We start from the raw sequence: 24117 nt of genomic DNA, 5'->3' as shown, positions 1-24117 counted from the left end.
AAATTTCAAATAAGCGCAAGGAGTATTATAGCAACAATTGAAGCCATACGTAAAGGAAAAGGAATGGAAACGCGAAAAATGCAAAGAAGCCGCGGGTTGTATTTGAATTGAGGTCGTGCGAACGGTACAATGGAGTGTAAGGAAGGCTTTCGAAGAAACAAGCAGCATACATATGACCCTTTTGCGAAAAGATGGATGCCCCATCTGATAGAGATTTTAGTTTTTTAAGAAGTACGATTCTAAAAATAAACCCGTGATCAAGTCGGGGAACATTGCAGTTGATCTTAGTTAAATGAGAGGATTAACTGGAACTGGTTCCCAACCCTGACGAGGGCTTGAAGGAGGAACTCAACGATGGCTATTGCAGAAGTAACCGTAATCCCGATTGGAACAGGCAGTACCAGTCTGAGCGACTATGTTGCACAGATGCAGAAAGTGCTGAAGACGCAAAAAGGAATTACATACGAACTTACCTCCATGAGCACGATTATTGAAGGCTCGTTGGACGATGTGTTCACCGCCATTGCTGCGCTGCACGAAGCGCCATTCCTGGCAGGAGCGAAGCGCGTTTCCACCTCGGTCAAAATCGACGACCGCCGCGACAAGCCCTCCTCCAGTCGCCAAAAGCTCCGTTCCGTCGCAGATAAACTGTCTGGCACCGGGACAGGAAAGGTTACCGAATTAAATCCAAATCCTAGTTGAAAAAAATGGATGTAAGTGATTGATTTTTATGTAAGGAAGAGTACAATAGTTTTTGTTGTCTTTACTGACCCGCTGGTGTAGCTCAGGGGTAGAGCAACGCACTCGTAATGCGTAGGCCGGGGGTTCAATTCCCTTCACCAGCATTCTATGAAACTCAAGCACAGCGCGGTTTCCAAGCTTTTTGGAAGCCGCGCTTTTTTGTAATTTTGGACAATCTTCTACCATTTTTCTAACCTTTAGTTTAGTGAAGTTGGAAACCAAGGCCAAGGACCATATAACCATCCAAGGACGCTCAGACTGCTGGGGATGCAGAAGCAGCGGAAAAGGTGCAAGAACAGCTTCGTCAGTCGAATCTTGAAGTCATTGCTCACAGCGCCCGGATCAAGGAGCTGGAAGCCGAGCTTAAAAAGAAGCTAGCGAAGGAATTCGTGGAGAGAGTGCCGGAGTCCATCGAACAGGAGCTTGCTTCTCTGCGTGCTACTGTGGCAATGCAGGCTCAGAGCAAAGCTGCTGCTAAGTTCACTGTCCACTTCGACGCTTTGGTTAAGTCTTTCGGTGATTTGCTGGGCTCCTTGGGGGAGATCACGGATCCGGACGAACAATCTAAATACAAAGGGGCCGTAAAGGGCCTGATCCATAAAATGTCAGAACGATTATAGGAGCTTCGGCCCCTTTGGAGGGATGAAAATTGGCGAACGTCAATGCGGCGATAGCGCGACTTATTCTCTATCAGGAGCCGCCAAATGTGGACTATGCACAGCGGTTAGTTTCGGAGGCTATAAAATTCTGTAAGACAGGCTGATTAAACATTTAGAGGAGCGTGTATTTTGTGGCATGTAAGGCATCCGGGGGCTATGATCCCGAAACTAACCGCTTCATTTGTAAAGTGACTGGAGATGACTGTGTGTTTATGCGGCCCGATTCAAAAGCGTGTGCGGAATTATACGGAGAAGGCCCAGACGCTGCTGATGATGGAGAGGCTTAGATGATTTTCCCATGGTATATTGATAACGTGGAAATCAGGCGAGAGTGACACGCACGGCTGCAGCAATACAACGCTAACCCGGGCGTATCTCATCTCGCCTTAAATTTTTGTTATCCTTTTTTAATATTGTTGTTGAGGACTGCCTTGCTCTCTCGTCATGTGATGATGGTGATGATGGTGATGATGATGGTGATGATGGATGTGGTGAATACCTTGAGAGGAACTATAGGGATGATAATGGGGATGATGTGCATGTTCATGGCCGTAAGAATAGGGTTGGGGATCCCTTTGCTGAGCTCCTTGAACACCATAGTTTTCTGGTTTCATTGATTTTCTCCTTTCGTCTTATCATGCTGTATCTTATGCCTATACATGATTAGTGACACTTGACCTAAGTGAATTGGGCTACCTAAAAAAGGGCGGAAATAGTGAGCGATTAAGCGATTAATGGAGCACTATGGGGGATTGTATCTCATAATCGGCATTTGATACTTTGACAGCAGGTTCTACAGCACGCGCTTAAGGAAAGACTAGGTGTTAAAGATTACCCTACTGCAAAGTAAGTAAACGCAGGCGAGTTATACACACCTCAGTGTTGCACTCTACATGAGTGAGTAACTTGAAGTCCTTAAATGCAAAAGAAAATACTAGCTCCACTGGCAATTAAACTGCTGGTGGAGCATTTTTTTTATATTGTATAACGAACGTATGTTTGCATATAATAGTTACAGAGGAGTGATCGACATGTTACCTGATATCGAACGAAAATTACTGCGGATACTATACAATTTCTCCGCTGGTCGACGCAGACTATCGACCATGCGGAAACTGGAGATAAAGACAGGTAGGAGTGTAACGGACATTAAGGCGGGTCTGTTGGCTTTGGAGCAAGACAACTATATTGTGTGGGATAACAAGAGTGATACGCGGCATATCGTAATCATAGAGGGAGGGGATCGCAATCAAAAGATCATCATGCTCGCAGGAGACGGAGAAGGGTACTTTAGAGAGCATTAAGGCATCTGTCTCGTCTTGTTGCCTCAATTATTTTCTTCTAACAAAACTTCTAACGGCTTCGGATTATTTATAAATATTTAAGGAACCTTATGGTAAATAAAGTTAAATTGTTACAAGCTATGGGAGCGTATGGGCACTTACGGGCAATTTACCGGAACGCACTCGTAATGCGTAGGCCGGGGGTTCAATTCCCTTCACCAGCATTCTATGAAACTCAAGCACAGCGCGGTTTCCAAGCTTTTTGGAAGCCGCGCTTTTTTGTGATTTTGGGATGAATACCAGCTTTGAGGAGGAGCGTTGCATGGGTGTGTCGTAGATCATGAAAACGAATCCGCGGAAAGCCAGGATGTTCTTAAAATATGGTAGTAGTGTCTCATTAGATTACGAGGGCCAAGGGGTGTTCCTACGCTAGTTTGAATCATGGTACAGCTTATTATTGCTTCTTCGCTAAATCACATGGCTGATGTCTGTTCATAGAGAAATAGTGAATGCTACTCTATAAAAATAATCGTAGGGTGGGATGTGAAGATGTGGGGCTCATTACATAGTGAAGATTATCTAATCATGGGTATGTTTAAGACAGCGTTAGCTCTTGAAGCGCCTTGGAAATTAACACATGTCGAGTATGAATAGCGGAGCAAAAGGAAGCCCCACAGTTAAAGCGAACGAGATATCTATGGCTAAAAAATGAAAATAAGCTAACCGCCGAGCAGAAAAAAGAGTTCCAAACCTTGAAAGACAGTCACCTGAAGACGGGATTCTTCGCTGGTTCCACAGCCGCATGACCAATGGGTCTGCTGGAAGGGATTAACGGTCGGGTACAGGCCTCCAAACGACGAACCCGCGGCTAATCTCATTACGATGGTCTACATGGTAGCGAACAAATGCGTATGCCATCTCTTGTGGCACGGAGGAGCGAGAACTGTGTTTCCCCCCTCCCTTTTTATACAAGATTGTAATAGAATCTTTTAGAGTGAAGCTAATCTATGAAACGATTCTACTGTGGTCTACCCATCCAATAGAGCGAAGAGTGCTTTTTTTTCTTAGTACTAAGTATTTGTTATGATGATATATAAAGGAGGAATGAAGATGGAACTATTTGAAGAGATTTTGAATAATCAGGAAGAAGTAACTATCGAAATTAGAAACAAAACTACTATTCTTGATAGACCTAGCATAAAAAAGATTAAAACAAATGAGAGTATAGAAGAAAAACTATCCGTATTGGCTCAATTTTTCCTTTTGCCATTTGAAACAGGCGATTCAAATGCCGTTTTACATATTCCAGTTTTTGATGACGATACTAAAGAGCAAGTATTACAAGAGATCGGGTCGCATTTTGAAGAGTGTAAAATTGTTGAGTATAAGGAGCATGCTCAAATTATATTAAGTAAAGTAAGGGGGATCTCCAAAAGTTTTATTAAAAAATTGATCGATGCTGGTGAAATAAATCAAATAGCTTACAGTTTGTACAGAAATAAACCTGTGTGTATTAATTATTCGGAAAAGAAAGAATACAAAGTTAATATTGAGTTGATCCAGAGGTCATTTGAAAATTCAATTATTGAGCTGTGGACATTTTTAAACAAAACTTTTATAAGAGAGGCGGAGGAATTAATTTTACTACCGCATCAATGGTATTTAGGTGAAGCATTTAAGGATTATTTTGCAGTGAGATGTTTTGCAAGTGTGTGTAAATCAATGAGAGTATCTATAGATCCTAGTGATAAAGCAATTATGTATATATCCATTAGTTAGAATCAAAATCATGCCCTTTTTTTGAACGGAATTTGATCGCTTTATGACCTGCTACTGGACTTTTGATATGGTAAATTTGTATCATGGAAAATCAAATAAGGAACACACCGCAGCTTTCTAGCCACGGTGATCAGGTCGGCCAATGTGCCGGCCTTTTTGATTTTTCAATAAACCATATTAGGAGGACATGAACCATGTCTACAAAACCACGCTTTGCATTTTTGAGTAAGGACGGCCAACTCATCCCAACTCCGTTGGTGTTCAAACAACTCGCAGCAGAGCTCCTGTAGTCTTTGAATGTGATGGCGAAAGAGAGACTTGGATAATCCCATTACGCAAACAAAGGGAGTAAGTAACAAAGTGTGTATGCAGGGGGAGAGTGGCCCCCGCCCACATTTTACATGGCACGCGCAGGCGGCAAGGCACCAGTTAACCAGCGGAAACATGAACAGTCTGGTCAGAACCCTTGCGCGGTTCAATTCCGCAGCGTGCCTCATGATAGATGGGTAGGATTGCCCGAAATTTTTGTTGAAAAATTACAATAAAAAAACTTATAATGTAAGATAATACAGACAAATGTAAAAAACAGCTATTTAATTTATAATAGTTGTTTTTTGAACGTGCTCTATTTAGCTACTTTCATAATATTTATTATTGGAATATCAGTCGCAGACACACAGAAACCAACCGAAACTAATTCCAAACCAGTAGCTACTACGCCTGTTAAAGAGAAAGAAGTTACTACTGCGCAAAAGGAACAGACTGATGCTAAAAAGCCATTAATTGACACATCGCTTCCTTTTGAAAAGTTTTCATCTACTCTCTTTGCAATGCCAGTTTCCAAGCAGGGAGAAACATTCGACAGTGTAAGAAATCAAGTTGTGAAATGGTCAGGTGTGGTCATTGAAGCAGGATCAAGCAGCCTTTACGTTTATGGTAAGCCAGCAGATTACAACGGTGAATCATGGTCAGAAATCAGCGCAGGAATGAAAAAGCTTGGGAATGTAATCATCGTAAAGGTTTCTGATCGTTCAGAACTAAATGGTCTGAATCAAGGGGATATTGTGTCATTCAGTGGTGAACTCGGTTCGCGTGGCGTTAAGGGTGAATCTAACTGGAAACTTTATAACGGGAAAATAGAGGGCCGCACAGTTTCAGACTCCCAAAGTTCGGGATTCATCACCAAAGCTAAATATAACAAGATCAAGAATGGCATGTCATATAAAGGTGAAGGCGGGCTTGGAGCCAATGCCAACTTCACATTCCAAGGCAACAAACTACAAGCAAAAGCACAATTTGGTCTCGAATAAAAGAAGCCCCGGAGCAATCCGGGGTTTTAATATTCTCGAAAATACCTTTCTCCGTCTCCTGGCGGCATGACGATCTTTCGATCTCTGTCCCAGCCCTCTATAATAACGATATCCCGAAGTGTGGACTTATCCGCCCACGTAATATAGTTATCTTGTTCTAAAGCAAGCAGACCCGCCTTTATGTCCTCTGTGCGCCTCCCTGTTTTTATCTCTAGTTCCTTCATTGTCGGTAGTCGCCTTCTTCCGGCAGAGTAGTTGTAGAGTATCCGTAGCAGCTTACGTTCGATGTCTGGTAGCATGATGATCACTCCTCTGAATTAATTATATGCAAACAGGCGTTCTGTATTCAAAACATAAAAAGGAGCAGGGGGATTAATACCTTTCTGCTCCTTTTTATGAAATTGGGCGTTTTATTTTATAAAGTTAGAATGTTCATTTGTGACATAGACAACTATCTGAGCATATAAAAATTAATGTGTTAAATAAAAAATGGAAAGAGGATGCTTAATGAAAAGAAATTACTCAAATGATCTTCACAGAGCGCCATTCAGCAATATCATCGGTCAGTTTTACCCTATTCCGAACCAAATTCCGTTAACTAATGGATACACAATACCAGCAGGTACTCGTGTCTTTATCCATACCACCACATTTCTTCCTTCAGGCGAAGAATCTGTTACAATTGTGTTTCCGATGCAAGTAGGAGGCAACTGTATTGCTGGATCAACTATTGTGAATGCTAGTTCACTTATGACAGGAGCTCCGGGAGGAGTACAAACAGTACGTTGTAAAAAATAATATCCTAGCCCTATATATTTCATTTTACTAAAGTAAAAAAATCCCGACTGACCAATTAAGGTTAGCCGGGATTTCATTTTATTTAGAGTATTCACTTACTTCAAACGTTAGGATACGATCATACAGCATATAGTCCTTACGACTGCTGAATGGACCTTTGTAGTCATTGACCTCTTTCATGCTTAGGTCAAATTCCTTCTCTAACCCCGTTGTCATAGTGACTACCAGAATTGCACGGTTGCCTGATGGTGATTGAGGATTAGTAGGCTCACCAGTTGATGGTTCACCAGGATTTGTTGTACCAGGTTCGCTCGGGCTACTTGGCTCTCCTGTTGAAGGATTTTCAGGAGTTGTCGGCTCAGTGGTTTGAAGTTCGTTTGGTGTAACAGCTACTTCGTTAGAGGTAACCATCTCAGCTCCGTTAATAATAGCTATAACCTGAAAATAATATACTGTTCCATTAGGGCGTGTCTGAAAACTAATCTTAATGGAGCTATTTCAACAAAATCATCACAGAAGCCAGAAAGGCAAAGCTCAAAAAGTTTCGGGAAAGCTTGTCATAGCGTGTTGCGATCCCACGAAATTGTTTGAGTCTGTTGAAAAAACATTCCACAACATGGCGTTCTTTATAATGGTAAAAATCACAGGCCCAAGGATCTGTCGTGTTGGACTTGGGCGGGATGCAAAATGTAGCATCTTGGGATTCAATATAGGTTCGAATGTGCTGGGTTCCGTAGGCTTTATCGGCTAAAACAACGCTTCCAGACCACGTTACGCCAGCGAGGACTGTAATGGCTACCGTACAGTCATGGATGTTTCCAGGCGTCAAAAACAGACGAACGGGATTACCCAGCGCGTCCACTACGGCGTGGATTTTGGTATTGCGCCCCCCTCGGGAAAGTCCGATTCCCTGGTTGGTTCCGGCATTTTCAGCCCCTTTTTAGCCCCCGCTGCATGCTGATGAACTTTACAGGAGGTGCTGTCCAAAGAGACATCCTGCAAGTCCGCATCGCCAGCTAAGGACTCAAATACCTTTTGAAATAGGTCGTCTTTGCTCCACAAACGGAATCGGGAATACACCGTTTTCCAAGGACCGAAACGTTCAGGTAAATCGCGCCAAGGTGCGCCTGTCTTTACTTTCCAAAGCATTCCATTTAGCATCACTCGATTGAGCTTCGAGGGTCTGCCTTCTCCTGTGTTTTCGGGTGGCAATAGATGTTGTATTCGTTCCCAGTCCTGGTCCTTAATTTCGTGACGTCGTAGCATCCTTTTATAATCTCCTATAATTTCATTCTTGTAAAATTATGCTACGGTTACGCTTTTGAAGCAATATCTAGTTTTCAGACACGCCCTAGTCAAAAGTACATAGATAGTAGTCTTACATAATCAGCCTGATTAATAAAGTTCACTCTTGTCTTGGAAAGAAGAGGATTGATCTACTTAATCAGAACAAGGAGTTAAATGAAGCTAAAAATCGTCTGTAATGTCTCTAGCTGTTGCATCTGTGGCGTTAGTAGGTAGTCTCGGGCTTGCAAGTATAGCAAGTGCCGCCAGTGATTTTAGCGGTTTTCCTACTTTGCGCCAAGGTGACAGCGGGGGATATGTTAGAGCTCTGCAAGCCAATTTATGGGCGTATGGAGAACAGGGAACCGTAGGAAGGGTTGATGGAAGTTTTGGTAGCGGTGTGAAATCGGGGTTATCTACTCCTTATAGTTCAAGATATTACGTTTTCTATGGGACAAGAGATAGTGGTAGTGGCATGACTTATGCTGTTTTGTACAAGAGGAATAATAGAACCGTTACTGAGGGTACAGTATATTAATTTAGGAGGGGTTTGGATGAAAAAACAATTAGTTGCTGTAGTATTGGGTGGCGCACTCGTAATAGGTAGTGGTGCATTTGTATATAATTCATATGCTGCCGAATCGGAAGCTCCATCACAGGTTCCGGTTAAGGCGAAAGCAGAGGCGCTTGATACTTCATCAGCACAAGCTCCGTCGGAAACACCGGCAGAGACAGTAGTTGAGAGCTCTTATGATGTCGAAGGACTCATAAACATATCTGATGTACCAGCAGAAGATATTCATATTCCTAATCTAGCGCAGGGCGCCTCGCTTAAAACAGCGGCGGCTGAAGCCCATAACTTGCAACCATTAAATACAACCGCTATAAAAGGCGAATATGGGCTGACTATCAGACAATCATATCGCGGAAATGATGGCGCTGAGGTTATGGTCATTCAAACTGAATCCCAAATGGATGAACAGGCTACTATTAAGAGCTTGAAAGACACTTATAAATTGGAGAAAGTTGAGTTGACTAAAATTAATGGTCATACCGCTGCTTATGTAGATGGTAAAGAGAGAAAAGTTGTTCATCTGATTACAAAAGGTCACTTTTATACTGTTTCTGCTTTTAATTCCACTCTTGACGAATTGATGGAAATTGCAAAGAAAATTCAAGAGTAACGTGACTTTTCGAAGCTGGTGATGGTAACTCTCGATGATGTTCGTGGTATAAATGAGCTTGCGAAGCTCCGGTGGAACTTGAAAAAGGTTGCCAGCTCATCCCAATTCTTGCGCCACGATTGAACCAGGAGTGGATATTTCGTGCCTCAGGCTTCTTCGGTTGCGGCTCTGTAGATGGGTTTAAGATCTGCGGTGACCTTTTTCAGATCTTTGTACGAGACATAACGGGTCGAATTGCGGATTGGATGAATGATGCACTTCTGAATTTCCGTCTGGGGAGAACAAGCCGTAATCGCTTGAGAGAAGCCCGTTAGATTATCCACACACGTGAGAATATCTTGAACGCCTCGGTTTTTCAACTCATACGACCGCATACACACCTTGCAGCGGTCGATTTTGCCACTCTTGAATGAGCGGTACGATCTGGTTCGTTACATTGGAAATGAGCGTAGGCGAAACCTCAATCCCGTAGAGCTGCTGTACATAATCTTGAATCTCCCGTGTGCTGACTCCTTTAGCATCGAGCGCAACGATCGGGTCTTCGATGCCGGTGACATTGGATGGATGTTTCTTCACGACCAGCGGCTCAAATTCACCCAACCTGTCCCGAGGGACGCTGATCTCCTGTTCGCCGTATTCACTCACCACCGTTTTCTTGCTTTTTTCGTTAAAGCTGTTGCGTGTCGTTTTGGCTGGGACTTCATGTTTCTCATAGCCCAGATGGGTATCCAGCTCGGCCTCCAACATCTCTTGCAAAGTTTCAGCAAATAACTCTTTTAAAGCCTCCTGTGCATCTTGAGCCGTCACCAGCTTATTCTCTTGGATGAACGCTCTCAGTTGCTGTTTCGTCCAAAGTCCCATGTGTTCTCCCCAATCTTTCTTTGATTACCATATGTAATGGTTTTGGGAGTTTACACAATCTATTTTACAGACTCCTGGTATGTAACCAGTATGGAGTCCTTTGTTGATTTATTATTTAGTTGAATATTCATTTACTTCAAACGTAAGGATTTTATTGAATATTACATAGTCCTTACGGCTGCTGAATGGTCCTTTATTGTTATTGTGCTTATCAATGGCATACTTGGATGGCCCAGAACCAGCATCCTTAGCATCATACCAGTTGATAAATGCTATTACTTCATCCATTGAAAGATCGAATTCTTTCTCAATACCAGTAATCATGGTTACTGTAAGTATTGCACGATTCCCCATTTCGGGTATATCTGGAGTTATTGGTTCTTTATAACCGAATAACTGCAGTTCACCAATACAAGTATACCCACCAGTTCTGCCATTATCTGCTGTTATATATAAACGATATTTTGAGTAGCTTTTGCTATTTATGATAGCAAAAGCTCTAATTTCTCCTCTTTTCCAGTTTATTTGATCTTGCTGTTTGTCTAAATCTATCCATTGAGTGCCATCCCAACCTTGAAAAGTCCAAGTTTTAGGTATTCCGTTTACAAATATATCTGAATCAGTAGGATTTAAAGTATATTTTGTAACTACCGCGTTCTCCTTAAAGTCATATCCTACATAGGCTGGAAGTTGATCAGTGGTTGCCCAATCATAATCATAACTAGTATTAACTTGATCAAAAAGCATATATGCTTGTCCACCAATACTTGAACTTGCAAAAGCCTCACCACTAGGTGCTGTATTACTTGTCATTTTTGGCACAAGATTTATCGATTCTAAACCTGCGGCGTGAGTATTTGAAGTTGATAGAGCTGCAAGACCTATGCTTAGTGAAAGCAAAATTTTGACCAATACCTTTTTCATATTTAGCACTCCTCTTTGGTTATAAATTCAACAATAATAATATATAAAAAAAGAAATCCTCGTCTGAACATTTATGTCTATATATTCAAAATAAAGTTTTAATATGGTTTTTAATTTCTGGAGTAATGAGCTCTGTCAGAAAACTGGTATGATTCTTTTTTATTATGTGACAACGTATGCGATACTTCGACATGTCTCCCAATATAGTATTGAGAAGATTTAAATACTATGGAGGTGTCATATGATAAAAGGAATCGCGAGAGGATTAATCGTATTTTTGTTGGCAGCTATTTTTTCTGTGCAAGGCATCTATGCTGAACCTGCAGCAATAAGTCAACAAGCAGTAACTGGGTATACTCTGGAGTTCCCAAGTTCACGATACCCTGAAACTGGAGCACACATTAGGGATGCCATTGCAGCCGGTCATTCAGCGATCTGTACGATTGACCGAGATGGGGCAGAGGAAAACAGAAAGGAGTCTTTGAAGGGCTATCCAACTAAAAAAGGATATGACCGCGATGAATGGCCAATGGCAATGTGCGCTGAAGGTGGCGCGGGTGCTGATATTCGATACATAAGCCCTAAAGATAATAGAGGGGCAGGATCATGGGTGAGTCACAAGCTGGATGAATATAAAGATGGGACCCGAGTAGAGTTTATCGTGAAATAAAGATAAGGACTCGACCAGTATAGAAGCTGGCATGAGTCCTTTTTAATACCCAATAAAAAATAAATATACAAATATATGGATTATATTTATAAATTATCAAGTTTATGTTTAGACACCACTCCTTAATTAAATTATTCTTAGTTCTATCAAACATATGGAGGATTATTTAATGAAGAAAGCATGTATAACAATTTTATTCTTAGTTCTTTTATCTCTTCCCTTATCGAATGTCTTTGCAGCCGAAGCAGAGTATTCAGAAAATCTAGTTCCACATATGACATCTAACACTTTGCCATCTGGAGTGGCAAGTGCAAGCAATGAATATTCATACGCATATAGATCTTTTGACGGAGATTTTGCTACTATCTCAAGCGCGTGGGGATCAGATGAAAATACCGCATGGTTAAGATATGACTTCCCTAAACCTGAAGTTATTGAACAATATGTTATATATCCACAGACAACGGCTACTGACCGATCCCCTAAAGATTGGACTTTCGAAGGCTCAAATGATGGGGTTACTTGGAATGTGCTAGACACTCAGTCAAATATCACTGGATGGGTAGATAGCACTCCCAAAAAATTCACTTTTTCTAATTCTAATTCATACAAGGACTATAGAATTAATATTACAGCAAACAATGGAAGTCAGTATATATCTTTTGGCGAATTAGAGATGATGTCTAAAGTATCTAGCTCCACCACTCCTAACTCAGGAGGATCCACTCCTAATCCAGGGCCAAATGAACCGGTTCCAAGCGGAAATCGTGCAATTCTGGTAGTTACCATGACAACCGGTTTGGAGAAAGAATTCGACCTGAGCATGAAAGAAGTCAACGACTTTATCTCATGGTACGAAGGCAAGCAGTCCGGTTCTGGATCGGCTTCATATGCCATAAATAAACACGATAATAATAAAGGTCCATTCAGCAGCCGTAAGGACTATATGCTATATGATCGTATCCTAACGTTTGAAGTAAGTGAATACTCTAAATAAATTGAAAAGCTCTGCTAACCTTAATTGGTCGGCGGGGATTTTTTGTTATTTGAAATGATTAAGATTTCCTCAAAATACAACGTGAACCCTAAGAAACAAAAAAAGAAACTCCAAGCCTTCATCGGTCTGGAGTTTCTTTTTTTGTTAGCTTATCAGTCAATATCGCTTGGGTATTGACCTGACACACCATACGCTGAGCCATGCACAATGTCGCCGCCAGCTCTCCATTGAATTTCATAATTTCCTGAGCGCAGCCCTTGTGAAAAAGAATTTCTGCTATCCCAGGTCAAATTACTATGAGCGCCAATAGTCTTAACAATATACTGTTTTCCACTATCTGTATGCACCAGGCTAAACGTAATGGTTGAATCACCTGTGTTTTTCGCAGAAATTTTAAGATGCCCATATCCTCGATCTAATACAAAGCGTGATACTGGATTCTTACTGTTGAACGAGTCATCAAAAACATCTCTTGCTCTTTGCGGAGTTATTACATGGTCACCAGTAGTTGTTGTAACAGCATCTTGGGCCGCATTAGTGGATGTACTTGCAGAATCAGTTACATTTGAATCCGCAAAAATTGCACTTGGTACGGCAATAGCTCCTAACAAACTCAAAGATAAAGCTGTTGTAATTAATTTGTTCTTCTTCATGGATTATTCCTCCTTATATTATACTACCACCTCAGTACACTAAAAGATTCCACTTTTTATATATTTTCGACAAAAGAAGTCATGATATTACAATTGATAAGATTTTTTTTGTAATGTAGCCTAGCTCAAGTAAATACCAGAAGCGAATACCTCGCAAAAAGTTACAAAAGTTGTTGACAGATGTTAAATGTTGGACAACAATAGAATGCAATAATATAAAAATTTTGTAATTTTTATGTGAGAGGTGGCTATGACATGAAGCATACACCTACGATAAGAGCAGAATTGGAAAAATATCTGAGACGGAAAGGATTGAGTATGACCAAGTTTGGACATATCTCAGGATTGAATCCGGGCACCGTCAGTGGTATTGTGACGGGGAATAAGCCCATTTCCATGAATCAATTGGATCTAATTACGCTAGGAATGGAGGTACCACCGGATCATTTTTATGAGTGCTATATTGAAGAGTGCATTATAGATGAACCCCTCGACTGGCGAAGAATCGGCCCCCTTTTGTACCGATGTGTGCAGTTTAATCGGCTGGATTGCTTGCAAAAAGTAGTGAGCCTGTTGTTAGATAAACTAATCTATCCCCCCTTACTCTTTGAACTAGCCGAAAATTGTTTCAAACATGGTTATCAAGAGGCAGCGGCTTACCTTTATGAAAATGTGGCTGAAAGTGACAAATACCAGCACTCTGAACGCTTGGCAGTCTGTCAATATCGTATATTCACTATTCAGGTTGGAGACGATCAACGCCAAAATCTCAATGCAGCTACAAAATTTGAGGATTTTGTCGAACGTCTGGACGAAATAGATCAGCTTGACGCATTGAAGGATTTGGCTAACGTGTATAGGTCTTTGCATCTATGGGACAAGGTAGAGGAAATGGCGAGAAAAATGAAGGAGAAAGCGAAAGTTCAATATTCAATGAAACATCAACAGAAGAAGCGAGAGTGTGACGAGTCTAAAAAGAAGCTAAGTCGTCCCATGTTTGCGTATATCACCTATGCCGATTTGTTGTGTGCAAGTGTCTGTGAAGCCCAAGGCGATTATCAACAAGCTCTACAATATACATATGCCTATGCTGATCTGAATTGGGTCAAAGAGACGGATGAAGATACGCGGCATTGGATCAAACTGTATCAACATTGGGCGCAGGGTAATACTTACGTATACAAGCTTTTATCTGGCGATTTAAGCGTGCTCCCTGATTACGTGGAGTATATTTGTACTTCACCTGAAAAGTCGGAAAAGGAAATGGTTGCTAAGTTGATGAACGTTATGATTGCGGCTAATCAATACCAGATAGATGTGGATGATATACTACAGCGGTTTGAAACGGAGATTGATTCTTTTGCTCAACAGCGACCATCTGCTGACATGTGTGCTCAACAGGTGTTGTCAGAGCGATCCGAACGTTTTAGTTACGAACTAGCATATTATTATTTGTATCGAGGGATGTATAATGATGGCTTTAAGTATTTGATGAATTCTTTGCTAAAAGCGAATACACTAAATAATGAGACATATTTTATAAAATGTATAGGGTTATTTGCTCACTTTCAAGTGCATGCGGTTCCTGAAATCAAAACAGAGTTTTTCAATTTCAATGAGAGGGTGTGGATAAACAATGTTGAGAAAAATGGTTCTTCTGATCGTCGCAACTAGCTTTTTGTTTATCTTAGCTATGCCTGTGTCGAATAGTCATAAGGTTATTCAACCTCAGGAAACAATTGGGACAATGTAAACAACAATCCCCGCTAACCTTAACTGGTCGGCGGAGATTGTTTTTATTTGCGCGCATCTTTAGCAATGCCAGCCCCTTGATGCAATCCTAAGCTATGCGCGTCTGCTAAATATCCTCTCAACACGCTTATCCCGCTGTCGTGGGACAGGTCTATGGTCATTATCCCATGCTTACGGTACAGATCTACAATGGATTTAAGCAGGCTTTCAAATGCATCATGACTATTCATGAACAGGCTCCCCATTATGATTACCTTGTGTTACCTCTTTTCTATAGGATCAATTCCGAGACTGCGTTTCAAACCTTCCTGTAGCACCTGAGAGAAATTAAGGTGTTGCAGTTCAGCTTGATCATTAAGCCACTTCGGGACAGTCAGTGTCTTTTTAACGGCCTTACTTTCCATGGCTTCCCGAACTACAGGCATGTAGACCCGAACGTCACACGCAGCCTCTGTTGCTTCCCGTTGTGCCAAAATAACATCTGTTGGCTTTGGAGCAAGACAGCTATCTATTATATCCCCACTTATTTGTACAAATTTGTTTAAAATGAGCGGTCACAATTAGTTTGTAATCCTTAGGTCTAGAAAAGTGCATTGTCCTGTATATCAAGCATGTGGCTGATATGAAGTCCTTCTTAATATTTATTTTGTTGAAAATAACATAATCCTTACGGTTACTGAAAGGTCCTTTATTATTGTGCTTGTCAATGGCAAAGAATGAAGCACCTCTGCCAGCATCTTTAGCGTCATACCAAGCGATGAAGGAATTTAAGCATTTAGTTCAGCTTGAAGTTTATTCGACTAGCGACAAAAAGTCCTTTTCGATAATATATCACTCTGCACCAATAGAAACTCTGTCCCAACGTAAAAAGGACCCTCAGCAACTCCGGTCCCTTCTGGATTATTCAGTAGATTCTTTGGCATTCAATATGTAATCAATTACAATAATTTCTTCTATATATGTCATTTCAAGTACCTCAATAATCTTTGCCAGATCGTCTTTATTCAAAACACTACGAGAGCCACGGACAATTTCGCTAATGGTACTTGGTCGTAATCCTGTTAACTGAGATAAAGTCCCTTGCGTCATTCCTTTTGACTCCAGAATCTTTCCAAGCTTGACCACAATTATGTATTTTTTTACATATAAAAGAACGTTCCTTCCCCTTAATTCTTGCTTAGTTGTAGCTTATGTTGATGTGTTGATTCTAAGTGTAACTAAAACACAACGCCAAAAGGTGGAGGCATGGGTAAAGCGTGACTCCCAAGCTTTTTGGAGGCCACACTTTTTTGTTGAAAAGTGCAATTACATAAATACTCCAGGGAATTGTTTAGCGATTGCATCAGTGATCATATCCGCCATCTCTAACGCTTCCGCCTCGATTTTATCATATATCTGAACACTTGTTTTATAATCCTTGGCGATCATGGAGACAGCCTCTGACTTGGTTAAAGCTAAGTGTTCGTAGAACATTTTCCTAAAGTCTTCTTTAGGTAGATAGGGATTGATACGGCTTAAAAATTCGATAATTTCATCGGCGTTGGAATACCACTTTTTCTCTGTTGCTGCAACTAGATTTTGATCTCCTGCTATGGCTGCTTTAACAAGATCCGCAGCAAGGACTAAATGTTCTCTAATTAAGCTACCGTATGTTTGAGCTACATGATCACCATACAAAGGCCGAAGTGAATTCCCCATATCTGTTGCATTTTGAAGAAGCCGGGCGGTAACCACGTTCACATCAGGTAAATGAAAGACCAAGCTAAGGATGGTCATCCTGGTCCAGGCTATATGTTGTTCCCACAGCATACGCATGAAGCTTTTCAATTCAACCTTCGCCTTGTTTACACATTGAGGATTTTTGGTCATTAGATGATTATTCGAACTCATATTGTTGGGTGAATGTCCATAAAGAAAGTCATCTTCTAGCAGAACTTCTAAAACAACCTCGGGATTAGATTGGTATTAGGCTTGGGATTCGATATACATAATGACAAGGCATATTCCATATGAATAAGTAAGTGCTTTTTGCTCACATAGAGGAGGGATATGATTGGATGCATTCGTTGCACGATCATTAGATGAGATACGATTTTGGTCCAGGATCATGAAGGAGCATTCATTTTTTCTGGGGTTAGGTTTTAGAGCTGAAGATACTCAACTCATTACAGAAGCGCATCAGTTTTACGCTATTTTTGAGGATATTGAGAGAAGATCACACGGTTTTAACATCAATACAGACCCTCACACAATCAAAGAGTTTAATACGGAGGTCCGGAATGCGGCGACTCATATTTGGGCGTTTAAGAGAATGGTATTGGGCCTTATATTGCAATGCAAGCTTCCCGGACAAACCAATTTCCCTTTACTGGTAGATCATATAAGCCGGGAAGCGAATTATTTCAGAAACCGTTTAGAGGAACTCAATTCAGGAAAGCTCGAACCATTACCCGACGCAATTATCGATGAAAATGTATTTTTCTTAAAAATCATGGCCGATCACGCAAAATTTATAGGCCATTTGCTAGATCCATCCGAACGTAAACTGGTTGAACAAGCTAGGGAGTTTAGTAATGATTTCGATACGCTGATGTTTCAAGCGATTGATTTAAGTCATATGCGGCCACAGTCACAAACCGTTCCACTCCTAAGTCAATTTGTTGATGAAAACCGTGTCTCCGTTAAGTCCTTGCGTGATTTTAAGAAAACAGCGCGTGATTTAATCGACGAATGCCGAATAAAGAGCATTATCCATCCTTTATTAGCCGATCATGTATTTCGTGAAGCTGAGAGGTTCCTTTTTATTCTGGATATGTTTGATCAATCTTTATCCGGTGTTAAGGTGAACAAGAAAGAAATCATGCACTGATATGCTCTGGTGTATCATAAATAATTAAAACGTTATGAGAGGTCGGCATTTAACAACTGGGCCTTTTGAGTGCATAGGTTAGCTACTTACCTTATGATTATCGTGTTCAAAACCAAGCGGAACATTTCTTTTTTTTGAAACGTATAGCCAACTGACTATAAAAGTTTTAAAATTACGGTTGTTGTAATATAGGGACGCTGAAAAGCGTTTCTTTTTTATTTCTGTGTTTTAATAAGGGGGATTCTATCCAAAAGAATATATACCCCAATTATCGAATTAGATATAATAATTCTAATGAAAGGAGGCTGCATGGCGATGAGTAATACTTACGAAATGCTCGAAGAGCTCATCATCTGAAGTGGCAGTTAAGTATAAATATGCGTATTCGAATCACTTGTTTTCCAATATTCTAACCTGGTTAGGGGTGCAACATGATAAGCATAGATAAAAAGTCGGACACCGTAATCGTTGTACTGCATGAGATTTATGGGATTAATCAGCATATACAAAATATTTGTAGACTATTATCGGATCAGGGTTATGACGTCATTTGTCCAAATTTACTAGGAAGAGAAACACCTTTTGACTATTCGCAAGAGGAAACTGCCTACAGAAATTTTATGGAAAATGTAGGCTTCACCCACGCTTCATATCAAATTAAAAGTTTATTATCAAGTATTCGAGATCGCTATAAAAGGGTATTTATCGTCGGATTTAGCGTAGGGGCAACGATTGCCTGGCTGTGTAGTGAAGAAAAATATATTGATGGAATTGTAGGATATTATGGCTCACGTATTAGAAATTATTTAGAAATAACCCCACAATGTCCAACATTGCTATTTTTCCCACAGGAAGAACCATCATTTAATGTGGATGAGCTAATTATAGCTTTAGATAACAGTAATATCAGGGTACATAAATTTAACGGACAACATGGATTCAGTGACCCGTATTCTCCCCGATATAACGTACATTCAGCCCAAAAATCATTTAGCGAAATGGTAGATTTTTTCGATAGAAGGGGGCGCGTCCATGAGTGATACGAATCAACGAGAAACCTTGCCTATCATATCCAATCTAAAGCCTTCTATTTTGCTGGATATGCTACTCCTGAACTGGCTCAGCTTGTGGAAGAACAACGTAAACGGATATACGATAAATAAAGGACTACAGTTCTGAATTATCCTTCCCGATCTCTATCGAAAACACCTCTTTAAAACCTCTTTCACCGTCTGTTGTAATTCGGATCGCTCGGGTTTTGGGGAGACGTTGAATCCAGTTTAATTCGAATAATCTGTCCAAAAGAGCATTCCCCAAGGCTCCGGCCAGATGGTGGCGTCGTTCACTCCCATCCATGCATTTATGTGAGAAGGAGCGGCGCTTTTTTTTCGTTGCTTGAAGGTCAATCTGGAAGTCTGCAAAGAACGCCCTCCCTTTTTCGGTAACAGAGAACCCGTCCCGCTTATCCGAAATGTCATCTTTTTTGAATGAGAGAAGCCGTTTGAATGACTTAATTGGAGCAGGCGATCGCGGTCAGCCAGCAGTAGTTAAGTGAGCAGAGTCGTTGGCTTGTTAAGCCAAGTGTGACAGAGCATTCGAACAGGATGATGTAAGTTCAGGTGGGGGCCAACGCCTCCACCTTTTTGCTTGGAATCCTCCAGGCTCTGTGTCCTGCGCGGTTTACCGTAGGAAGCGGAAAAATGGATGTGACTGCTGCCCAATTTTCATTTCAAATTATGGCTTGGTTCACTGTGTGACGTCTGTTACAATAGAAGGGACATTTTCGAATGAATAGAAAAAGGATCGGACGGTGAGCACTTTGATGTGGGAAGCGATTATATATTGGGTGATTTTGGTGATTGCTGCTCTGAGCGTAATTGCGGTCTCAGGCAGCCGTAAGACAGCAAGCATAATTATTCTGGCGCCCGTTGTTTTATTTTGTACAATATTTATGATGCAGGGCTCGTTACTCACCGCGATGCAGCACCCGACGATGGGGGCTAATGTCGGTTTGGGCATGGCATTTTTAACCACTTGGGTAGTCAGTGGAATACTATATGCCGTGGCGATTGTGATTGCATTCATTAAATATAGCAAGAAGAATAAGGCTTAATTTAGCTTTAACCTCAGATGAACAAGGGTTTTCGGTCATTTGCCGAAAGCCCTTTTTGTATCTTTTTTCAACAAAGCGGGATGTCTCCGCTTATCTGCGCCTTCTCATGAACAACACAACAACCAGCACGACGATGATGACGATCCATAGAAATTTCATCTGTTCTTTATAGTGGAGGGAAAGACGATGTTGCCTGATTTGGAACGAAAGCTGTTACGGATTTTGTATAACTATTTTGCCCAGCATCGCCATATGCCGACGATGACGGAATTGACCGTCAAAACGGGGAAGAGAGACAGCGAGATTACAGCCGCTTTGCGGCATATGGAACAGGAGCGTTATATGACATGGGAAAATAAATCCAGTACTCAGCATGTAGTTTTGCTGGAAGGGTGGGAGCGGCCTTCGGTGGAAAGGGGCACACGCCTGGAAACAGGGCGATCAACTACACCAACCACGCCGCAGGGCGGCACGGAATACTGGACGAATGATTAGGGTATATAAGCCGAACTAAAGAAATGTACATGGAAAACGGAGTAGGCGGAATGGTGCTGGACAAGCGATAATAGAACACATAGCTGGAAAATTAATCAGTTTTTAAGGTGCATATCATTTAGTTTTAAGAAAGGGGGACTATAATGACCCTATTAACCCCTTTTTGATCAAGCTATAGGCCCTGCCGATATATTGGCGGGGTCATTTTTTGTTCATTGATGCTCTTGACGGTGCTTAATCGATACATATGTACATTAAAAATCCCCCGGGGATCATCCGGAGGATGGGTGCAGCTTGCGTGAACTGCACGGCCTGCTCGAACTTCATGGTTCGACGGGCATAATATATATTCAACCCCTGCTGCCTTGCATAATATGGTCAGCATGTTCATAAGGGGCAGTCCGATTCCACTGCTCATTTTCCAAACGACAAAAGCCCTACCTCTCTTTCGTCCTTGCGGCTCCGATGACCGCGCCAGTGTGAATGTGAAAATCTTCGGCAAAAGCTCAAAATTCTACATTAGGGTTATACATAAAATTTGGAGAAGCTCCATGCGGTGATTAGGAGTAATAGCTTGTTGCGCGGAATCCTATGGGGTTTAATACATACTTTAATAGTATAGCAAGAACGATTCTAAAATGCAAGGCATTTTTGGTTTTTTTGATGATAGACAGGAAAAAATGCAAGGTAAGGCTAGAGAATTGTACTCTGATGAATTTGCGAAGTTGAATGAAGGCTTGCATCCGGTCATGGGAGAAAGTATTCTCCGCCAGGTGGTGTCTGCATATGCCAGGGCCCCTTACTTTGCCGAACGCATCTTTTGGCATGTCGAAAGCGGAAGCTTCATGTTATGATATACGAAAAAAGCAAAAGCGGTCAGCATAGGCTTGGCATCCAATTTTTCGCGCTATGGGAGTGTGAGTCCATGCAATTTTCAATGATGTTTCTAATGAATTCGGGGATGCTGATTGCCGTTGCCTATGTGGCGAACGTGATTTATAAATATGGGTTGAGTCGTACTTCTTCGCGATTTAAATATATCAGCTCGGTACTGTTGGTGGTATTTGGTGGATGGGTTAGCTCTTGCTTCGGTTTTAACTTTAGCGAGACGGTTATCTTTGACCTGCGCTTTGTGCCGTTGATTATCGCGGCGTTGGTGTATCCCCGCTCCTATACACTTATTATTATCGGGGTAGCGATTGGGCTTACAAGATTTACCTTCGGTGTGAATATGGCGGCGTGGGCCGGCTTTCTGAATATGAGCATTCTGGGCGTGCTGTGCGCTGGATTGAACTACTGGATGCGCCGTTCTACTTGCCGTCTGATTATTAAGGCATCGGTGACTATTTTAGCGGTTAATATCGTAAATACGCTGAATATTGCCTTTCTGGGCGTCATTCCATGGCGCTATTATGTGGCGGAAGTTGTTCCTCTCACTTTGCCTATCGGCATTGTACTCAGCTTTTTATTTGCGCTGATTTTACGTGATTTTCAGATGGAGCAGATGCGTAATTATCAGATTAAACAGGCGAATCAGCTATTATCAGAGCAGCGTGATGAGTTACAGAAGACGAAAATCATTTTGGAAGAACGGGCTAAGCAGTTAATGGTGGCTTCCCAATATAAATCCGATTTTATGGCAACGATGTCGCATGAACTGCGTACACCACTTAATAGTATTATTAATCTGGCGCAGATCATCAACGAGCAGGGAAAAGAGCTGGATGAGGACGAGCTTTACCAGTACAGCGAGCTGATCTATGCCTCGGGGCACGATTTGCTCCAGTTGATCAATGATATTCTGGACTTGTCCAAAGTCGAGGCTGGACGGATGGAAATCATAAGTGAGCCGGTCAGCGTGCGCGAGATTGCGCAAGTGATGATGATGCATTTTGAAGTCACTGCCAAGGACAAGAAGCTTGAATTCAGCTTGAAGGAGCATGGCGATATACCTGATGAAATTCGGTCCGATCCCAAACGTATGCAGCAAATTTTGCGCAACCTGTTGTCTAACGCCTTTAAGTTCACTCATGAAGGACATGTATTACTGGAGATCAGCACACAGCATCTGGAACGAAAGGGGCAGGAGGGAGACTGGGTTGTATTTACGGTAAAAGATACGGGCATCGGTATTTCCAAGCTTCAGCAGCATGTTATTTTTGAGGCATTTCAGCAGGCGAACGGTTCCATTAACCGCAAATATGGAGGAACCGGGCTGGGACTGTCGATCAGCCGTGATTTATCCCGCATGTTGGGCGGTTTTATACGTTTGGAGAGTGAGGAGGGCAAGGGAAGCACCTTTTCTCTGTATCTGTCCATGTGTCCGTTTGAAAGCAAGGAGGCAGGCGAACAGCCGTTTCAATTAGCCTAATAACACAAGTTCAGAAGTAAGTAGGCTACAGGCATAAAGGAGGTCTATCGTGGAGCGTAAAGCGGTCGTTGTGGGTGCAACGGGGCTTGTCGGGGATTATGTTGTACGGGAGCTGCTGGTGCAAAAGGAATACAGCCGTGTCATGGTTGTGGGCAGACGTCCGCTGGAAATCAAGCATCCCAAGCTGGAGCAGGCACTCATCGACTGGGAGCAGCCGCAGGAAGCGGCATCCGCCTTCGAGAGGGTTGATGATGTTTTTTGCTGCCTCGGGACGACGATGAAAAAGGCTGGCTCCAAGGAGCAGTTTCGTCAGGTGGATCTGGACTATCCGGTTCTGACCGCCCGGTTGGGCAAAGAGGCCGGTGCGGTGCAGATGCTCGCCATCTCCTCGATGGGAGCGAACCCGGATTCGCGCGTGTTTTACAACCGTACGAAGGGAGAAGCTGAGGAGGCGCTTGCCGCTATTGGATTGCCTGCGTTGCATTTGTTCCGTCCGTCGCTGATTTTAGGCACGAGGCCGGAACGTCGTTTTGGCGAAGCCGCTGCTGCTGTCGTCATGAAGGCACTGGATGGCGTGATGACGGGCAAACTGGCTTCCTATCGCGCCATCCCGGCTTCGGTGATCGCGCGGGCTATGGTACGAATTGCTCTCGCGCATGCGAGCGGCGTACATATTTATCCGAATGATATCATTCGGGTCATCGGAGCTGAGCTGACACCCGGTGAGGATGAACCTGGCACAGAAACGGGTACCGATAAAAATGTGTAAAAAGGGTATATTTGCTTATATGGGAATTATTATAAAATTAAAATAACGCCTTATGCTGTAATCCATTCATGCGGAATAGTGGCTTTGGACTTCCCATGTTATAATACAGGGAACCAATATCAGGAAGGAGAATTCAACTCATATGAAAAAAACAATTGCTACTGAAAAAGCGCCTGGCGCTATCGGACCCTATAGCCAAGCTGTAGAGGCGGGCGGTTTTATTTACGCCTCAGGACAGCTTGGACTGAATTCGGCAACAGGTGAGTTCGGTAAGGATGTACAGGAGCAGGCTCGTCTGTCCTTAAGCAACGTACAAGCTATTCTGGAAGCGGCTGGAAGCAGCCTGAACCAAGTCGTGAAAGCGACCGTATTCCTGAAAGATATGAACGACTTCGTCAGCGTAAATGAAGTATACAGCTCTTTCTTCGAACAACCGTATCCGGCTCGTAGTGCGGTGGAGGTAGCTCGTCTGCCGAAGGATGCACTGGTGGAGATTGAAGTTATCGCCTTGAAAGGCGAATAGGCTGAAGGAATACAAAAGAACTTCCAAAATCCACACTTGATGTGGAAATGGAAGTTCTTTTTATGCGCGCAGTATGTGTGCT

29 protein-coding genes, 1 tRNA gene and 4 pseudogenes are annotated in these 24117 nt (G+C 42.2%); 21 read left to right on the top strand and 13 right to left on the bottom strand.

The features are described 5' to 3' along the window. Window positions 1–354 precede the first annotated feature (354 nt). From ACWGOO_RS14165 to ACWGOO_RS14155, 3 genes are all read left to right on the top strand, one after another. Window positions 355–702, top strand: a complete 348-nt coding sequence (locus tag ACWGOO_RS14165; protein WP_452484360.1) for an MTH1187 family thiamine-binding protein — start codon at window positions 355–357, stop codon at window positions 700–702. Window positions 703–773: 71 nt separating this feature from the next. Beyond that, a tRNA-Thr gene (locus ACWGOO_RS14160) sits at window positions 774–845 on the top strand. Between the two features lie 183 nt (window positions 846–1028). Next, window positions 1029–1361 (top strand): hypothetical protein, encoded by a 333-nt coding sequence (locus ACWGOO_RS14155; protein WP_452484358.1) that lies wholly within the window; start codon window positions 1029–1031, stop codon window positions 1359–1361. A 446-nt stretch (window positions 1362–1807) separates the two neighbouring features. Here the strand turns inward: ACWGOO_RS14155 and ACWGOO_RS14150 are convergent, their stop codons facing one another. Further along, window positions 1808–2014 carry a hypothetical protein gene (locus tag ACWGOO_RS14150; protein ID WP_452484357.1) on the bottom strand — a complete coding sequence of 69 codons (207 nt, stop codon included), beginning with the start codon at window positions 2012–2014 and terminating at the stop codon, window positions 1808–1810. Between the two features lie 417 nt (window positions 2015–2431). Here ACWGOO_RS14150 and ACWGOO_RS14145 point away from each other — a divergent pair, with 417 nt between their 5' ends. From ACWGOO_RS14145 to ACWGOO_RS14130, 4 genes are all read left to right on the top strand, one after another. Beyond that, window positions 2432–2704, top strand: a complete 273-nt coding sequence (locus ACWGOO_RS14145) for a hypothetical protein (protein WP_452484355.1) — start codon at window positions 2432–2434, stop codon at window positions 2702–2704. A gap of 629 nt (window positions 2705–3333) precedes the next feature. Continuing rightward, the gene (locus ACWGOO_RS14140; protein ID WP_452484508.1) at window positions 3334–3489 is read left to right on the top strand and encodes a transposase; all 156 of its coding nucleotides are present in this window, start codon (window positions 3334–3336) and stop codon (window positions 3487–3489) included. A gap of 304 nt (window positions 3490–3793) precedes the next feature. Then, window positions 3794–4462 carry a hypothetical protein gene (locus ACWGOO_RS14135; RefSeq protein ID WP_452484353.1) on the top strand — a complete coding sequence of 223 codons (669 nt, stop codon included), beginning with the start codon at window positions 3794–3796 and terminating at the stop codon, window positions 4460–4462. Window positions 4463–5076: 614 nt separating this feature from the next. After that, window positions 5077–5772: a hypothetical protein gene (locus ACWGOO_RS14130; RefSeq protein WP_452484351.1), complete on the top strand. Its 696-nt coding sequence runs from the start codon at window positions 5077–5079 to the stop codon at window positions 5770–5772. Window positions 5773–5798: 26 nt separating this feature from the next. Here ACWGOO_RS14130 and ACWGOO_RS14125 read toward each other — a convergent pair whose 3' ends face one another. Further along, a complete protein-coding gene (locus ACWGOO_RS14125) occupies window positions 5799–6071 on the bottom strand; it encodes a hypothetical protein (protein ID WP_452484349.1) in 273 nt (90 codons plus the stop codon). Window positions 6072–6279: 208 nt separating this feature from the next. Between ACWGOO_RS14125 and ACWGOO_RS14120 the strand changes: the two genes are divergently transcribed. Continuing rightward, on the top strand, window positions 6280–6570 hold the full coding sequence (locus ACWGOO_RS14120) for a hypothetical protein (RefSeq protein WP_452484347.1): 291 nt from the start codon (window positions 6280–6282) through the stop codon (window positions 6568–6570). Between the two features lie 78 nt (window positions 6571–6648). On the opposite strand, the pseudogene ACWGOO_RS14115 reads toward ACWGOO_RS14120, so the two are convergent. Together ACWGOO_RS14115 and ACWGOO_RS14110 are read right to left on the bottom strand one after the other, a co-directional pair. Beyond that, a pseudogene (locus ACWGOO_RS14115) lies at window positions 6649–6906 on the bottom strand (hypothetical protein); the annotation flags it as partial. Window positions 6907–7063: 157 nt separating this feature from the next. Next, a protein-coding gene (locus ACWGOO_RS14110) for an IS5 family transposase (protein ID WP_452484345.1) occupies window positions 7064–7836 on the bottom strand; the annotation gives its coding sequence in 2 pieces (ribosomal slippage) (window positions 7064–7506 and window positions 7506–7836; 774 coding nt in all). Window positions 7837–8408: 572 nt separating this feature from the next. Between ACWGOO_RS14110 and ACWGOO_RS14105 the strand changes: the two genes are divergently transcribed. Continuing rightward, the gene (locus ACWGOO_RS14105) at window positions 8409–9038 is read left to right on the top strand and encodes a DUF4367 domain-containing protein (protein WP_452484343.1); all 630 of its coding nucleotides are present in this window, start codon (window positions 8409–8411) and stop codon (window positions 9036–9038) included. Here the strand turns inward: ACWGOO_RS14105 and ACWGOO_RS14100 are convergent. Further along, window positions 9039–9899, bottom strand: a pseudogene (locus ACWGOO_RS14100) (transposase); the annotation flags it as partial. A 111-nt stretch (window positions 9900–10010) separates the two neighbouring features. Then, window positions 10011–10823 carry a discoidin domain-containing protein gene (locus tag ACWGOO_RS14095; RefSeq protein WP_452484341.1) on the bottom strand — a complete coding sequence of 271 codons (813 nt, stop codon included), beginning with the start codon at window positions 10821–10823 and terminating at the stop codon, window positions 10011–10013. Between the two features lie 241 nt (window positions 10824–11064). Here ACWGOO_RS14095 and ACWGOO_RS14090 point away from each other — a divergent pair, with 241 nt between their 5' ends. Together ACWGOO_RS14090 and ACWGOO_RS14085 are read left to right on the top strand one after the other, a co-directional pair. After that, the gene (locus ACWGOO_RS14090) at window positions 11065–11493 is read left to right on the top strand and encodes a NucA/NucB deoxyribonuclease domain-containing protein (protein ID WP_452484339.1); all 429 of its coding nucleotides are present in this window, start codon (window positions 11065–11067) and stop codon (window positions 11491–11493) included. Between the two features lie 169 nt (window positions 11494–11662). Further along, a complete protein-coding gene (locus ACWGOO_RS14085; RefSeq protein ID WP_452484337.1) occupies window positions 11663–12490 on the top strand; it encodes a discoidin domain-containing protein in 828 nt (275 codons plus the stop codon). 152 nt (window positions 12491–12642) lie between these two features. Here the strand turns inward: ACWGOO_RS14085 and ACWGOO_RS14080 are convergent, their stop codons facing one another. Next, window positions 12643–13143, bottom strand: a complete 501-nt coding sequence (locus ACWGOO_RS14080; protein WP_452484336.1) for a hypothetical protein — start codon at window positions 13141–13143, stop codon at window positions 12643–12645. A 255-nt stretch (window positions 13144–13398) separates the two neighbouring features. Between ACWGOO_RS14080 and ACWGOO_RS14075 the strand changes: the two genes are divergently transcribed. Next, on the top strand, window positions 13399–14817 hold the full coding sequence (locus tag ACWGOO_RS14075) for a helix-turn-helix domain-containing protein (protein WP_452484334.1): 1419 nt from the start codon (window positions 13399–13401) through the stop codon (window positions 14815–14817). A gap of 122 nt (window positions 14818–14939) precedes the next feature. Here ACWGOO_RS14075 and ACWGOO_RS14070 read toward each other — a convergent pair whose 3' ends face one another. The 5 genes and pseudogenes from ACWGOO_RS14070 to ACWGOO_RS14050 form a co-directional block, all read right to left on the bottom strand. Next, window positions 14940–15125, bottom strand: a complete 186-nt coding sequence (locus ACWGOO_RS14070; RefSeq protein ID WP_452484332.1) for a hypothetical protein — start codon at window positions 15123–15125, stop codon at window positions 14940–14942. 30 nt (window positions 15126–15155) lie between these two features. Further along, the gene (locus ACWGOO_RS14065) at window positions 15156–15368 is read right to left on the bottom strand and encodes a hypothetical protein (RefSeq protein ID WP_452484330.1); all 213 of its coding nucleotides are present in this window, start codon (window positions 15366–15368) and stop codon (window positions 15156–15158) included. A 169-nt stretch (window positions 15369–15537) separates the two neighbouring features. After that, window positions 15538–15672: pseudogene (locus tag ACWGOO_RS14060) on the bottom strand (SPRY domain-containing protein); the annotation flags it as partial. A gap of 123 nt (window positions 15673–15795) precedes the next feature. Next, window positions 15796–16020 carry a helix-turn-helix domain-containing protein gene (locus ACWGOO_RS14055; protein WP_452484328.1) on the bottom strand — a complete coding sequence of 75 codons (225 nt, stop codon included), beginning with the start codon at window positions 16018–16020 and terminating at the stop codon, window positions 15796–15798. A gap of 180 nt (window positions 16021–16200) precedes the next feature. Further along, window positions 16201–16764 (bottom strand): acetylglutamate kinase, encoded by a 564-nt coding sequence (locus ACWGOO_RS14050; protein ID WP_452484507.1) that lies wholly within the window; start codon window positions 16762–16764, stop codon window positions 16201–16203. Between the two features lie 184 nt (window positions 16765–16948). Between ACWGOO_RS14050 and ACWGOO_RS14045 the strand changes: the two genes are divergently transcribed. The 3 genes from ACWGOO_RS14045 to ACWGOO_RS14035 all read left to right on the top strand — a co-directional run bounded on the left by ACWGOO_RS14045 (window position 16949) and on the right by ACWGOO_RS14035 (window position 18943). Next, a complete protein-coding gene (locus ACWGOO_RS14045; RefSeq protein ID WP_452484326.1) occupies window positions 16949–17764 on the top strand; it encodes a DUF2935 domain-containing protein in 816 nt (271 codons plus the stop codon). Window positions 17765–18195: 431 nt separating this feature from the next. After that, on the top strand, window positions 18196–18804 hold the full coding sequence (locus ACWGOO_RS14040; RefSeq protein WP_452484325.1) for a dienelactone hydrolase family protein: 609 nt from the start codon (window positions 18196–18198) through the stop codon (window positions 18802–18804). Further along, window positions 18797–18943 (top strand): hypothetical protein, encoded by a 147-nt coding sequence (locus ACWGOO_RS14035; protein WP_452484323.1) that lies wholly within the window; start codon window positions 18797–18799, stop codon window positions 18941–18943. The genes ACWGOO_RS14040 and ACWGOO_RS14035 overlap by 8 nt, the downstream gene beginning before the upstream one ends. Here the strand turns inward: ACWGOO_RS14035 and ACWGOO_RS14030 are convergent. Then, window positions 18932–19222 (bottom strand): annotated as a pseudogene (locus ACWGOO_RS14030) (transcriptional regulator); the annotation flags it as partial. The gene ACWGOO_RS14035 and the pseudogene ACWGOO_RS14030 sit on opposite strands and share 12 nt — an antisense overlap. Window positions 19223–19586: 364 nt before the next feature. On the opposite strand from ACWGOO_RS14030, the gene ACWGOO_RS14025 reads away from it, so the two are divergent. From ACWGOO_RS14025 to ACWGOO_RS14000, 6 genes are all read left to right on the top strand, one after another. Next, complete coding sequence (locus ACWGOO_RS14025; RefSeq protein WP_452484321.1) at window positions 19587–19877, top strand: hypothetical protein; 291 nt, start codon at window positions 19587–19589, stop codon at window positions 19875–19877. 186 nt (window positions 19878–20063) lie between these two features. Further along, complete coding sequence (locus ACWGOO_RS14020) at window positions 20064–20372, top strand: hypothetical protein (RefSeq protein ID WP_452484319.1); 309 nt, start codon at window positions 20064–20066, stop codon at window positions 20370–20372. A 638-nt stretch (window positions 20373–21010) separates the two neighbouring features. After that, entirely contained in the window at window positions 21011–21226 is a 216-nt protein-coding gene (locus ACWGOO_RS14015) for a hypothetical protein (RefSeq protein ID WP_452484317.1), read from the top strand. A gap of 71 nt (window positions 21227–21297) precedes the next feature. Further along, window positions 21298–22743, top strand: coding sequence for an ATP-binding protein (locus ACWGOO_RS14010; protein WP_452484315.1), 1446 nt, complete (start codon window positions 21298–21300; stop codon window positions 22741–22743). A 49-nt stretch (window positions 22744–22792) separates the two neighbouring features. Further along, window positions 22793–23512: an oxidoreductase gene (locus ACWGOO_RS14005; RefSeq protein ID WP_452484313.1), complete on the top strand. Its 720-nt coding sequence runs from the start codon at window positions 22793–22795 to the stop codon at window positions 23510–23512. Between the two features lie 142 nt (window positions 23513–23654). After that, entirely contained in the window at window positions 23655–24035 is a 381-nt protein-coding gene (locus ACWGOO_RS14000; RefSeq protein ID WP_452484312.1) for a RidA family protein, read from the top strand. Window positions 24036–24117: the final 82 nt, after the last annotated feature.

Source organism: Paenibacillus sp. NPDC055715, from assembly GCF_053617595.1.
This window is presented reverse-complemented; position numbering and strand designations above follow the sequence as displayed.